This window comes from Nostoc sp. ChiSLP03a, assembly GCF_034531215.2.
Classification (GTDB): domain Bacteria; phylum Cyanobacteriota; class Cyanobacteriia; order Cyanobacteriales; family Nostocaceae; genus Nostoc.
This window is the reverse complement of the sequence record NZ_JAVRBQ020000115.1, coordinates 1-14049: the sequence shown is the minus strand read 5'-3', so window position 1 is coordinate 14049 and position 14049 is coordinate 1. Positions and strand designations below refer to the sequence as shown.

Annotated in this window: 11 protein-coding genes; 7 read left to right on the top strand and 4 right to left on the bottom strand. The window is 41.7% G+C overall.

Going from position 1 to position 14049, the window contains the following annotated elements; all coding sequences use genetic code 11:
* Nucleotides 1-35: 35 nt before the first annotated feature.
* Nucleotides 36-218: a CsbD family protein gene (locus tag RMY32_RS19300; protein WP_100900626.1), complete on the bottom strand. Its 183-nt coding sequence runs from the start codon at nt 216-218 to the stop codon at nt 36-38.
* A 345-nt stretch (nt 219-563) separates the two neighbouring features.
* Nucleotides 564-1016, bottom strand: a complete 453-nt coding sequence (locus tag RMY32_RS19295; RefSeq protein WP_322708600.1) for a hypothetical protein — start codon at nt 1014-1016, stop codon at nt 564-566.
* 253 nt (nt 1017-1269) lie between these two features.
* Here RMY32_RS19295 and uvrB point away from each other — a divergent pair, with 253 nt between their 5' ends.
* Entirely contained in the window at nt 1270-3267 is a 1998-nt protein-coding gene (gene uvrB / locus RMY32_RS19290; protein WP_322708599.1) for an excinuclease ABC subunit UvrB, read from the top strand.
* Between the two features lie 84 nt (nt 3268-3351).
* Here the strand turns inward: uvrB and RMY32_RS19285 are convergent, their stop codons facing one another.
* Together RMY32_RS19285 and RMY32_RS19280 are read right to left on the bottom strand one after the other, a co-directional pair.
* On the bottom strand, nt 3352-6276 hold the full coding sequence (locus RMY32_RS19285; RefSeq protein ID WP_322708598.1) for a helicase-related protein: 2925 nt from the start codon (nt 6274-6276) through the stop codon (nt 3352-3354).
* A 68-nt stretch (nt 6277-6344) separates the two neighbouring features.
* Nucleotides 6345-7064 (bottom strand): LLM class flavin-dependent oxidoreductase, encoded by a 720-nt coding sequence (locus RMY32_RS19280; protein WP_322708597.1) that lies wholly within the window; start codon nt 7062-7064, stop codon nt 6345-6347.
* A 160-nt stretch (nt 7065-7224) separates the two neighbouring features.
* Here RMY32_RS19280 and RMY32_RS19275 point away from each other — a divergent pair, with 160 nt between their 5' ends.
* The 6 genes from RMY32_RS19275 (at nt 7225) to RMY32_RS19250 (ending at nt 13673) form a co-directional block, all read left to right on the top strand.
* On the top strand, nt 7225-7875 hold the full coding sequence (locus RMY32_RS19275) for an LLM class flavin-dependent oxidoreductase (protein WP_322708596.1): 651 nt from the start codon (nt 7225-7227) through the stop codon (nt 7873-7875).
* Between the two features lie 11 nt (nt 7876-7886).
* Entirely contained in the window at nt 7887-8279 is a 393-nt protein-coding gene (locus RMY32_RS19270) for an LLM class flavin-dependent oxidoreductase (RefSeq protein ID WP_322708595.1), read from the top strand.
* A gap of 457 nt (nt 8280-8736) precedes the next feature.
* Nucleotides 8737-10398, top strand: a complete 1662-nt coding sequence (locus tag RMY32_RS19265) for an FAD-binding protein (protein ID WP_322708594.1) — start codon at nt 8737-8739, stop codon at nt 10396-10398.
* Nucleotides 10399-10411: 13 nt separating this feature from the next.
* Nucleotides 10412-10753: a 4Fe-4S binding protein gene (locus tag RMY32_RS19260; RefSeq protein WP_322708593.1), complete on the top strand. Its 342-nt coding sequence runs from the start codon at nt 10412-10414 to the stop codon at nt 10751-10753.
* A 125-nt stretch (nt 10754-10878) separates the two neighbouring features.
* Nucleotides 10879-11937 carry a sulfonate ABC transporter substrate-binding protein gene (locus tag RMY32_RS19255; protein ID WP_409883448.1) on the top strand — a complete coding sequence of 353 codons (1059 nt, stop codon included), beginning with the start codon at nt 10879-10881 and terminating at the stop codon, nt 11935-11937.
* 26 nt (nt 11938-11963) lie between these two features.
* Nucleotides 11964-13673 carry a fumarate reductase/succinate dehydrogenase flavoprotein subunit gene (locus RMY32_RS19250; RefSeq protein ID WP_322708591.1) on the top strand — a complete coding sequence of 570 codons (1710 nt, stop codon included), beginning with the start codon at nt 11964-11966 and terminating at the stop codon, nt 13671-13673.
* Nucleotides 13674-14049 lie beyond the last annotated feature (376 nt).

The window sequence follows — 14049 nt, the reverse complement described above, 5'->3', positions numbered from 1 at the left end:
ATCCCTAGAGTTTCTGCAAAAAAAATCATGAATTACTAGTCAATGTTTTTCTTTACATTATCTTTTACGTCTTCAATTCCGTGACGTACTTCGCTTTCGGCTTGCTTTGCTTTACCTTCAGCTTTATCTTCTGGATCTCCAGTGACGTTTCCTAATGCTTCTTGGGCTTTACCTTCAACATTTTTAGCAGCAGCCTTTGCACGATCTTCTATGCTCATTTTGATCCTCCTGATTCAATTAAAAATTAATTTCAAAGCTATAAACTAACTTTGAAACTCTTTGTTATTACTTTTACACAGTAACTTAAAATTTTTACTAAAGCCTTCTATCACAAGGCAGATTCAATAATTCGGAATTGGTAATTGGTAATTCATAATTAAGAAAGTTAGTTTCAATAAGCGTTCTGGCTGTTAGTTGAATATAAAATAAAGTGAGAAGAGTTTAGTTACCTATGCTAAAAGACATAGAACAAATGTCACAGATGATAATTTTTAGTTTTTAAATAAAAAAAACCCAGTTTCGTAGAGAAAATGGGTTAATAAAGTTATGGGGATGTTTTTTGTTTAATCTAGAAAACCCATCAGATTTTCAGGATTGTCAATCTCATTTGATGCTATCGGACGATTACCGAATGTCGAATAGCTTTCATCAATTACCAATGAACTTGAGCCAATTGGACGAATCCCAGAGAGATTCATACTTTCAACAATTTGGAATCTATTAGCACCAATTGGACGAATACCCATTGCATTATAGGTTTCAACTACTTCCAAATTACTAGTGCTAACAGGACGCACCCCAGAAATTGAAAGGTGTTCAGCAACTTCTATGTCGCTAGCGCCTATGGGACGAATTCCAGAAATGGCGAGTGTTCCAGAAGCTCCTACTGGCAGTTCATTAACTTCCTCGGCTTTATCTGCATTCAAGCTCTGGTCTTGTTGATTTACAACTTCCTGTGTAGACTTGGCATACTTCTGCCGAGAACTGGTTGCTTTGCCAGTGTTGCTATTAGTCATAAACGAACACCTCTAGTTTGTTAACTGAATTTTACAATAATTAAGGAAAGATGAAATTTTTTCCCATATACCTTAGAGTTTAACCTTAAAAAACCCCATATAGATATAAGAATCTTTAAAACAAATACATAAGTAAATTTAAAGCAATAAATTTTGTAAATAATTATTACTATTTATTTGCTCTGATAAGCCAGCTACAATAGATACAGAGCGGAATCGTCACCATGAGATCGGGTATTTACAGCAAAACTGTATGACAGAATTTTCTCTTCAAGCTCCCTTTAGTCCCACAGGCGATCAACCACAAGCGATCGCTAAACTTTCTGCTAGTATCCAATCAGGCAATCGTTACCAAACTTTACTAGGAGCCACTGGAACTGGCAAAACATTTTCCGTAGCAGCAGTTATTGAGAAAATTGGCAAGCCGACTTTAGTACTGGCGCATAACAAAACCCTGGCTGCACAGCTTTGTAACGAGTTGCGGGATTTCTTCCCCAATAACGCAGTCGAGTATTTTGTCAGCTACTACGATTATTATCAGCCAGAAGCGTATATTCCCGTCACCGATACTTATATTGAAAAAACGGCGGCAATTAATGATGAAATAGATATGTTGCGGCATTCAGCGACGCGATCACTTTTTGAACGTCGTGATGTCATTGTCGTTGCTTCCATCAGTTGCATCTACGGTTTAGGAATGCCAGCAGAATATCTGAAAGCTGCCATCCCCCTTCAGATAGGTATGGAAGTAAATCAGCGTCAAATTTTACGAGATTTGGCAAATGTTCAATACAGCCGTAACGACATCGAAATGGGTCGGGGAAAATTTCGCGTCCGGGGTGATGTTTTAGAAATTGGCCCCGCTTATGAAGACCGAATTATTCGCGTCGAATTCTTTGGTGATGAAATTGACGCAATTCGCTATATCGATCCGGTAACAGGTGAAATTCTCAAAAGTTTGGAAGCGGTAAATGTCTACCCTGCACGTCACTTTGTTACCCCAGAAGAACGGTTAGAAGTCGCTTGTCATGACATTGCAGCCGAGTTAAAACAGCAAAAACTAGACTTAGAACAAGCTGGCAAATTATTAGAAGCGCAACGCATAGATCAACGTACACGCTATGACTTGGAAATGCTGCGCGAAGTCGGTTACTGTAACGGCGTTGAGAACTATTCCCGTCATTTAGCAGGAAGACAAGCTGGAGAACCACCAGAATGTTTAATTGATTATTTTCCCAAAGATTGGCTATTAGTTATTGATGAATCTCACGTTACCGTGCCACAAATTCGCGGCATGTATAATGGCGACCAAGCGAGAAAAAAAGTTTTAATTGAACATGGATTTCGGCTTCCTAGTGCTGCTGATAACCGTCCTTTAAAAGCCGAAGAATTTTGGGAAAAGGTAAATCAGTGTATTTTTGTTTCAGCAACTCCCGGAAATTGGGAATTAGAAGTTTCTGAAGACCATGTAGTTGAACAAGTAATTCGACCAACTGGGGTGATCGATCCAGAAATTTCTGTGCGTCCCACAGAAGGACAAATTGATGATTTGTTAGGCGAAATTAAAGATAGAGCCGACCGCCATGAACGAGTCTTGATTACCACACTAACTAAGCGGATGGCGGAAGATTTAACCGAATATTTGCAAGACCACGGTATCAGGGTACGATATTTACATTCCGAAATTACTTCTATTGAGCGCATCGAGATTTTGCAGAATTTGCGCGAAGGTGCATTTGATGTATTAGTTGGCGTGAATTTGCTCCGGGAAGGTTTGGATTTACCGGAAGTTTCATTAGTAGCAATTATGGATGCAGATAAAGAAGGTTTCCTACGAACCGAGCGTTCCTTAATTCAAACTATTGGTAGAGCCGCGCGTCACATTCAGGGACAAGCGATTTTATATGCCGATAATCTGACAGGTAGCATGATTAAAGCTATTGATGAAACAGACAGACGGCGTGGGATTCAAACAGCACATAATCGATTGCATGGGATTACACCACAACCGATTGTAAAAAAATCAAGTAATGCAATTTTGGCTTTTTTAGATGTATCTCGGCGGTTAAATGCAACTGATTTAAAAGTTGTAGATGAACATCTAGATGAACTGCCATTAGAACAGATTCCCCAATTGATTACTCTGTTAGAAGCGCAGATGAAAGAAGCGGCAAAGAAACTAGAATTTGAAGAGGCAGCAAAATTGCGCGATCGCATTAAACATCTGCGAGATAAAATGCTAGGACGTTAAGTGAATCTTCTGCTGACCAATATTCGCCTAATAAACAGTGATGACAAAAGAGGGTTAAGGACTTTTACAAGCAATACATAAGTACTAAACTTTAGCGTTCGCCTCTGCCAGTTTGTCATCTAGCAAGCGATTTATTTCTGCTGTCTTGTCAAGAGGTACGAGATAAAGACCACAAATTTTGCTTACCCGATCTAGGGAAATATTCTCAAAATCACACCAAGCACGGGCAGCTTGGTTAGCTATCTTCTCAATCTCAGCAGCTTGAATTGCGGCACAAGGTTCTGATTCTATACAAGCAATTAAGTCAAGAATAGCAAGTTCATCTTGCTTTTCAAGCTTTTTGCTTGACAAGTTGAAAAGTATGGGACAATACTTGCTTTCATACTTAAGCAGTACAAAGATACGGGGTTGAGGCTTGGAATAGCTCCTTGCACTCAGTAAATATTCTGGCAGTTCTTCTGCACGACTCCGGTATTGTTCAAGCACTGCTACATGAGTCAGCATGGATTCAGCACCAAGTCCACCAATATCTTTTAAAAATTGACTATCTCGTGTAAGTTGCTCCACATCTAAATCGCTATCAAGGGTTATTTCAGAGTGTTCTTCTTCTGATATGACACCAGATCCCAAAATGCGTTTCGATTTATTGTGGCGATGAGCAATGCGAGTAAATCTCTTACAGATATCGTTTTGTACGCGGGAGAGGCTGTCTGTTCGATCTATGATTAACGGTACAAGTGTATAGAACTGAACTACTCGTTCAGAATTTGAGGTCATCCTCAACACTCTACCTGCCCTTTGAAATAGCTCATCCGCCCCTTCAGGTGGATCGTAATTCACAACAGTATCGGCATCTTGTAAATTAACACCTACACCATCTGCATCAGTACAAATTAGTACGTCATACTCTCGGCTGGCATTGTAATTATGAGAACGTGGCGAAAACTGTTTTAGTACTTCAAAACGCTGTAATCCAGCTTTTAATCGCGGATTACCTTCATCCGTTTCAACTGTACAACCAATCCTAAGTGCCTCACTAAATCTTCTCTCCAACATACTTAGTAAATACTGGGCAGTAAGATATCTCTTGACAAATATGATGACTTTACCCCTTGTATCTAGGCAATGCTCCTCAATAATGTTCTGCAATTTCAGAAACTTGTCATCTGTGTAGTTACTCTGCCTAAGCCGTGCCAATAGTGGTATCAGAGTATTACTACGCTCTTCCAAGCTTAGATACATCGGTGTTTTATGAGACCGATTTTGTGTATCAACCACGTTAAAAGAACAATGTTCTTGATTATGAATATCAGTAGCAGACTGTTCCCATAGGTTTAGAGTGAGTTGAGAGGAGTATTCTGTTTGCTCACAAGAGCTTAATGTCGCAAGGTTTTGTTCAATACTGTATGCCATTGCTACAGGTGAACTAAGCCAGTTTGTAAGTGAAGCATTATACACTGTATCGATCGCACTCTCGCATAAAGCCATTTTGTCATCATCAAACCGTTTATATGGAGACTTAAAAGCTTGATCGAAACAACGGCGATCAAAAGCAGCTTGTAGTTCAGGCTGCAAGAACAACTGGTAGCGTAACGAATATAGCTTGAGGCTTTTTGGTAGATAACGTCGTTCATCACCAAACTGAATAAAAGTTCGTCCATTTGGATCGATATCACCTCTGTTTCGAGCTATTTGTAAAACGTGAGGTAACCCCAAAATTGTCACGATTGGTAAGCGGGAAAATTCTTCGGCATCAATAATTTCCCAAGGAATTTGCTCTTCCAATAGATTAGGTTTGTAAAACCGATGAGGTAGAAGATATAACAGACTATTAAGATTTAAGTAATCTGTGCCGTATGCTGTAGCCGTGAGAAGAAAGATTTTTGCACCTGCTTTGACTGCTGGTACTATACGTTCATAAACCAAACTCTTACCACGCTTGGACTTCTCCCGTAGAAATTCATTTCGATAGAAGTGAGCCTCATCAATAATAATGACAGTATTATCATTAGCTCGTTGAAGCAGCTTTTCTAACTGGGTTGTTAGATGGCGAGATTCCTCAGAAGCTTTGCGAAACAGCAGATCGATGTTAAAAAACTTAAAGTAAACATTGCGATTTTCAAGCTGCTGTTCCCAATTTTCGCGTACTCCACCAGGAGCAATTAAAATAACTAGACTGGTTCTGCCTATTGGTTGCAAACGCAAAGCAATTTCAGCACCTATAACAGTCTTACCCAGACCAGTCGCAGCTATGATAAGTGCGCCACCATACTCATTAGCTTGACGAAGAGCACGTGCAATTACACCCTTCTGATAATACACAGGAGAATACGCACCTAAACACAAAGGATATTCAGCTAAGTTATTGAGCAGAAAAACTGTTTTGAGATATACCTCGAATGGGGTGGCGAGATTAAGCCAATCCTCTAATTTTTTGATCAGTTCAGCCAATAAATCTTGGGCATTTTGAGCAACATCATCATACCAATTTGTAAACAAACAGATCCGCTCAAAATCGTTGCTAACGCTCACTTGCTCTGCTGATTGGCAAAGTCCTCTACGACTGTAGTTTGATGAACCATGCCATATTAGCTTAGAATCACATATGTAAAATTTACAGTGAAAAGGCACTTGCATTTCGCGGGCATCTCGAATAATGAAACGTCCGGATTTCATGCGTTCAACTAATTCAAAAACTGTTCTCCACAGATCTGTATCACACTGCCCCAAATCTGCCGTAATCTCATCAATGACAGTGGCTCGGACATGCTTTCCTTCCTCCCGACCCACTAGGATTTTAAATTGTACCTCCGATGCCACATACTTACGACCCAACTTGTATCCAACCAGGCTAAAGTAAGCACTAGCAATACGAATTGTATTTTCAGCTTCTGGAAAATAGGCTTTAATAAACTCTAATCCTACACCAGAGCCGACACCTGCAATAGGTTGCCCATCAGGATTAGACTGTAAAACCAAAGCTAACTTTGACTTGGACTTGCGAGGCATGAGGGAGTGTTACTAATTTCAGCAATACCTTTCTATTATCTGTTTTATTGATACTTATGTACTATGATTTAGCGATTGCGCTGTACCAATTGCGTAAGTCCTGTACTATATAAATCAATACAGTTCAGATAAGCCTGTTTTTTCCTCCCTCTGTTCCCTGGACGACCATTCAGGAAAAATGTATGCGCTTCTTTTGCGGCTAGTTCTTGGGCTGGTTCTGACTCTCCCCCTACATACACACGCGGATGTGGTTTGGCTATAGGTGGAGGATTGAGCTTCAAATCATCGATCTGAAAATATTCACCGTAGAAGTTGACTTTCTCTCCACTCCATAGGGCTTTTACGACCCTAATCCATTCATCCGAATAGCGATAACGCTCATCGTGGGTAAGGAAATTGATCCCCGACTTTTCTATTTCTGGCTTGAACCAGGCACTTACTAAGTTAATAGCAAAGCGTCCACCACTGATTGCATCAATACCTAAGGCCATCTTTGCTAAGACGGCAGGATGAAATAGTAATGGCTTAACAGCTGCAATAATCTCGATAAAGTTTGTTGCTTCTGCCAAAGCTGCTGCTGTTGTCCAAGTTTCTAGCTGGTCAAGTTCTTGATTCCTGGCATTGATGATATGTTGCGCGATTAAAGTTGTGGTAAATCCGCACTTTTGGGCCAATTGGATTAAATTCTTGGCTCGTGAGTAACTAGCATCACGAGGTTCAAGAGGATGGGTCATCACACCGCAGTTGCCGTAAACGGGAATCCAAATCCCATAGTGTGGTTCAGACATAGCTTTCTAGAACCTTTGTAGTCGGCACTAAAACTTTATTTTTGCACCTTAAAATATACTGTAAATCGGTATATTTTTAGTAGTATACTAAGAGATTTGCATAGGTGAGGATAAAAAACAAGGTATATCTCCCCAGTCCCCATTTAATTTGGAGGCAAGAATGTCAGAACCACGCTATGGTATTTGGGTTCCTGTTGGGGGTAACTTTGGCCCTCTCAATACACCAGATGAACCGATTGATGCTAGTTATGAACGCACGCGATCGCTAGTATTAGAAGCAGAACGTTTAGGATATGTGACAACCTTAGTCGCACAGCATCTTGCTAATCCCCGTAGTCTAGATTTAGAACAGTTGGAAACTTGGACAGCTTGTGCGGCGTTGGCTGAGGCTACGGAAAGCATAGAAATTATCGCCGCGATTAAACCTTTATTATTTCATCCAGCCGTTCTAGCCAAAATGGCCTTGAGTATTGATGCTATCAGTCGCGGACGTTTTGCCATCAACCTAATTAGTGCTTGGTTTCGCCCAGAAATGGAGCGTACTAATATCCCTTTCCCTCCCCATGATGAACGTTATCGCTATTCTGGTGAATGGTTGCAGGTTGTTAGAGCTTTATGGAGTAGTGAGAGGGTGAACTTTAAGGGTGAATATTTCAAAATTCAAGATTTGAGTTTTCGACCTTTCTCTGTTGCTCAACCCTATCCTCGTATTTACCTGGGAGGAGCATCAGACCCAGCACAGATTTTAGCAGCCCAACAAGCCGATGTTTATTTCATCAACGGTCAGCCGATTAAGATGTCCGCAAAGTAATTAAACAAGTTTTGAACCGACCACGTTTCCTAGCCCAACCAGTCCGTTTTGGTTTGTCAGCCTTTGTGATTGCCCGAACTACAGACGAAGAAGCCCAAGCAGAACTAGAACGACTCATGGCACTGCAAAAGTTGGAAGAACAATATAAGTTAAGTGTTGCTAAAGGAGTTGACGCAGAAGCCGTTATGTTCCAACTCTTCGCCAAAAATCCGGCTGTTGGCGGCAATGGTGGCACAGCCGCAGGATTGGTTGGCAGCTATGATACAGTGGCAACTCGCGTTGCAGCTTTCGTTGATGCAGGTATCGACACTTTCATGCTGCAATTTAATCCCTTTGTCCGGGAGATGACACGTTTTGCTCAAGAAGTTATGCCTCGCGTGCAGCACTTGCAAAAAGTTGTTTAGTTGTTGACTGAAAAAAGGCAGGGGGCAGGGGGCAGGAGGAAAGAATTTATTTTCACTCTGTCATTCGGTTTCCAGTACACCAGTTTTAGTCCAATCGGAAATTAACTTGCAATACTTAATGTTTGAAAAACTAATAATTAGAGTATCATGCTAAATGTAATTTGCCGTACACACTCTTTGTATATATTGTGCAAACTCTATCTACTGCATAATTTAGTCAGACAAATCAGCGATACCTCTGGTAAAGCGATCGCTAACGCAAGTTTATAGACAAAAAAGCCGATGAGCAAAACACGCCAGTATAGAAGCTCATTGTCGAAGACTGCACCGATGACAAATTACTAGCAAAAAGTGGTGCTTAAAGGTTGTGAAAAATGCAGGTGGGTGGATTTTTGCCTGTAAAGTCCGCTCAGAGTGGCAAAGAAATCTGTTGACTGCCAAATAAGGAGGAAAAGAATTGCTAACAGAAAATGAACTACAATTAACTACTGATGTGCTGGTAATTGGTGGTGGTCCTGCGGCAGCATGGGCAGCATGGGCAGCCGCATCCCAAGGAGTCAAAGTCATCATTGTTGATAAAGGTTTTCTGGGTACGAGCGGTGCAGCTGCTGCTAGTGGTAACGGCATCATGGCTCCTTCTCCAGAGAATTGGGACAAAGTTTTATCGGAGCGTTATCGCATAGGAAAAAACCTCGCTAACTCACGTTGGATCGAGCGTGCGATCGAAAAAACTTGGCTGAGTTTGCCCTTAGTGGAAAGTTGGGGCTATCGTTTCCCCAAAGAAGATGGGGAATCTGTGCGCCAGAGCTATTATGGGCCTGAATATATGCGGGTACTTCGCAAAAACCTTTTGCGTGTTGGTGTACAAATTTTCGACCAAAGTCCGGCTCTAGAACTTTTATTGGCTGACGATGGCTCAGTAGCTGGAGCAAAAGGTGTACAGAGGCAACATCATCGTAGCTATACCGTTCGTGCTGGTGCAGTAGTTTTGGCGAATGGCGGTTGTGCATTCTTGAGTAAAGCATTAGGGTGCAATACTAATACCGGTGATGGGCTGCTGATGGCAGTAGAAGCTGGTGGCGAACTCTCTAGTATGGAAGCTTCCAATCACTATGCAATTTCGACCGCTTTTAATGCCACAGTGACGCGGGGTGTTCCCTTTGGCTGGGCTAGTTACACCGATGAAGCAGGTAACGATCTTGGTGGTTATGTCGATGGTCGTCGCGATCCATCGTTCCTTCCCAATGCCCTCTTGAAAGGTTCCGTTTATGCTCGTTTGGATAAAGCCACACCTGAAGTCAAAGCAGTAATTGAAAAGTCTCATTTCATCGCTTTTCTACCGTATAAAAAAGCTGACATTGACCCCTATACAGAACGAGTGCCTGTAACACTAATTTTAGAAGGTACAGTCCGTGGTACAGGTGGAATCCGTTTGACCGATGATAGTTGTGCTACAAAGGTTCCTGGCCTCTACGCCGCCGGTGATGCAGCATCGCGGGAGTTTTTAGCTGGGTTAGCATCTGGAGGCGGTGGTCCCAATGCTGCTTGGGCAATCTCCACAGGGCAATGGGCTGGAGTTGGGGCAGCTAACTTTGCGAAAAGTTTAGGCGCTCAAGCAAATGAACGGGTTGCGCGTCCTGCTGGTCAAGTGGGATTGCGATCGCCTACGGTGGGCAAAACGCCATCGCCTTCAGCATCTTCTGAAACATTCGATAGTGAAGCGATCGTGCGTGGCGTACAAGACCAGATGTTCCCGTTGGAAAAGAACTACTTGCGTTCTGAGCAGGGACTTCTGGATTCCCTCGCCAAATTAGAAACCCTGTGGCAGCAAGTACAAGGGAACCCAAAACAAGATACAGTGCGCGATGTGGAATTTTCTCGTCGAGCGGCTGCTCTGACGGCTGTAGCGCGATGGGCATACTTTAGTGCTTTACATCGCACGGAAACGCGCAGCGAACATATTCGTATGGACTATCCCGAAACCGATCCAAATCAGCGTTATTACCAAGCAACCGGCGGCTTAGATAAACTTTGGGTGAGGCGTGATTGGATTAAGGATGCCATCGCTACACCACCAGTACAAACCTCTCAAACCACACCCTCTGTATCAAAGTTGTAGTAGGAGCAGAATCATGATCGAGCTTGTCAGCCATAAACTCTGTATCAATTGCAATCTGTGCGTCCAAGTATGTCCTACTAATGTTTTTGACTCTGTACCGAACCAACCACCTGCGATCGCCCGACAAGAAGATTGTCAAACTTGTTTCATGTGTGAAGCATATTGTCCTGCGGATGCACTCTATGTTGCGCCCCAATCTCACACCAATGTTGCAGTCAATGAGGATGAGTTAATTGAAAGTGGCATCATGGGTGAATATCGTCGTATCTTGGGTTGGGGATATGGCAGAAAAAACAATAGTGAATTAGATACTGCTCATAAACTACGCCAACTGCCGCGCCCTTATCAAAGTTAAAGGCTTGTGTCGTCTTGTTCCCAGCCTCCAGGCTGGGAATATATTTTGTGAATATTTTATGAGCAAAATACGGCAAATTGCCCGAATTATCGTAGTATTGATATTGCTTATAGTTTAATGTACGTATGTTCAGTAAGTATTTACCACATCGACTGATGAGGATTGTCAGCAGCTTTATTCAAAATTATGAAATATCCCGAATTGGCATATTTGCCTTATTCTTTACCTGTGGTTTAACTTTGACTCTTGTGATATCTGCGTGTTCTGCGACCAATACAGGTAACTCTGTAGCAACACAGACAGCAAATCAAGGTGTGGTAGTTCGTATTGGCTATCAAAAAGCGGCGACTATTCTCAGCGCTCTCAAAAATCGAGGCAATTTAGCACAAACTTTAAAGACTGCTGGTGCTTCGCTGACATGGGCAGAATTTCCTGCCGGCCCACCCATGCTAGAAGCAATGAACGCAGGTAGTATTGACTTTGGCTATACAGGTGAATCACCACCAATATTTGCCCAAGCCGGAGGTACTCCTTTGCTTTATGTTGCTTACGATCCTTGGAGTCCCAAAGCCGAAGCAATTATTGTACCGAAAGATTCACCAATTAAAACGGTTGCTGACCTGAAAGGGAAAAAAGTAGCCTTTGCTAAAGGCTCGAACACTAACTATCTTGTTGTCAAAGCTGTAGAAGCTGCCGGATTAAAGTATAGCGACATTCAACCAGCACATCTAACACCAGCAGATGCCCGTGCAGCATTTACTGGTGGTAACGTTGATGCTTGGGCAATTTGGGACCCTTACCTAGCAGCAGTTGAACACGACACAAAGGTTAAGACATTGACAGATGCAACAAATTTAGCACCAAATCGGGGTTACTATCTTGCACGTCAAGAGTTTGTTAATTCTCACCCAGATTTGTTGAAAACCCTGTTAGATGAAGTAAGCATTGTAAATAAATGGGCAACAAATAATCCAAAAGAAGTTGCCAAGTTTTTAGAACCAGAGTTAGGTATTCCCGCGGTAGCATTAGAAATTGCCGAAAAACGACGAAAATATGGCGTTTTACCGCTAACAAATGAAGTAATCACTCAGCAACAAAACATTGCCGATACTTTTCACAAAATCAAGCTAGTTCCCAAGCAAATCCAAGTCAAAGATATTGTTTGGAATGGTAATAAATCTTAGAAGTTACTCCCTACTCGCAAAAGCTTATGGACATCAACACCCAACAAATAAAAACGGATGTACTTGTTATTGGTGGCGGTACAGCCGGGACAATGGCTGGAATTAAAGCCAAACAAGCGAATCCCGATGCAGAGGTGCTGATCTTAGAAAAGGCTAACATCCGACGGAGTGGTGCGATCGCAATGGGTATGGATGGAGTGAATACCGCAGTCATTCCTGGTCATTCTACCCCAGAACAATACGTGCGCGAAATCACCCTTGCTAACGATGGCATTGTCAACCAAAAAGCCGTTTATCAAACAGGCAAATTAGGTTACGAAGTTATCCAAGAATTAGAAAGTTGGGGTGTGAAATTTCAAAAAGATGCTCAAGGCAACTATGACTTAAAACAAGTGCATCGTGTGGGTAAATATGTCTTACCCATGCCAGAAGGAAAAGACCTCAAAACCATTCTTACCCGACAAGTTAAACGCCACAAAGTCAAAGTCACAAATCGCGTTATGGCAACCCGCGTCTTAGTCAAAGCCGGACGTGCTATTGGTGCGGTAGGATTTGATGTCAGAAACGGTGATTATATTGTCATTCAAGCTAAAGCAGTCATCCTGTGTACAGGTGCTTGTGGCAGATTAGGATTACCTGCTTCCGGCTATCTCTACGGCACTTATGAAAATCCTACCAATGCCGGAGATGGCTATTCAATGGCTTATCATGCAGGTGCAGAACTTAGTAATATTGAATGCTTTCAAGTTAATCCTTTAATCAAAGATTACAATGGTCCCGCCTGTGCTTATGTCGCCGGGCCTTTTGGCGCACATACAGCTAACGCCGAAGGAAATCGCTTCATTAGCTGTGACTATTGGAGTGGTCAAATGATGTTGGAAATCTGGAAAGAATTAAATTCTGGAAAAGGGCCAGTCCAATTGAAAATGACCCATCTCGATGAAGATACAATCGCGGAAATTGAATCTATACTGTGGGCGAATGAACGACCGAGTAGAGAACGTTTTCATCATGGTAGAAATGAAGATTATCGCACTCACGGCGTAGAGATGCACATTTCTGAAATAGGCTTATGTAGCGGTCATAGTGCTTCTGGTGTCTGGGTAAATGAAAACGCTCAAACAACCATTCCAGGTTTATATGCAGCTGGAGACATGGCCAGCGTTCCCCATAATTACATGATTGGGGCATTTGTTTTTGGTCGCATAGCCGGAACTCATGCCATTGAATATATCCAAAATCTAGATTTTATTGAACCAGATACAGATTTTTTAGAAGCTGAAAAAGCCAGAATTTATGCACCTTTAACTCGTCCGAATGGTGTACCTCACACCCAGGTAGAATATAAATTAAGACGTTTAGTTAATGATTATCTACAACCACCAAAATCAGGTAATAAAATCGAAATTGGTTTAAAACATTTTGTGCAATATCAAGAAATATTAGATTTAATGGGCGCTCGTGACCCTCATGAATTGATGCGTAGTCTAGAAGTTCACTTTATTCGTGACTGTGCAGAAATGGCAGCTAGAGCATCATTATATCGTCAAGAAACTCGTTGGGGACTTTATCATTACCGTTTAGATTACCCCGAAAAGAACGATGATGAGTGGTTTTGTCATGTCAACTTAAAGAAAAATGAATCAGGACAAATGATATTGTTTAAACGTCCTGTAGATACTTACATTGTGGATGTAAATTTACATCATGAAATTTATGATATAGCGGTGAAATAAACATGAAATATTTATTTTGGGATTTTGATCGTACACTAGGCAAGCTGCGGGAATTGAGCATTTTTTTTAAGCAGTTGTAGTTTATGAAGCAATTGGTTTTGCTAAACCATCTCTTGAGATATTCCATCATACTTTATCTAAGTTCAATTTAACATAAGCATAAGTTCTTGACGTTGGAGATTCTCTAAAGCACGACTATGCGGGAGCAACACAAGTCAAAATGGATTTTGTTCTTATACCAATTTTTTATAAAGCTGCATAGAATTCGATCCCCCCTAGCCCCCCTTATAAAGGGAGGAACCAGAAAAACATATCAAAGTCCCCCTTTTTAAGGGGGATTTAGGGGGATCTAGATATGTGTAACTTCACATTAAAT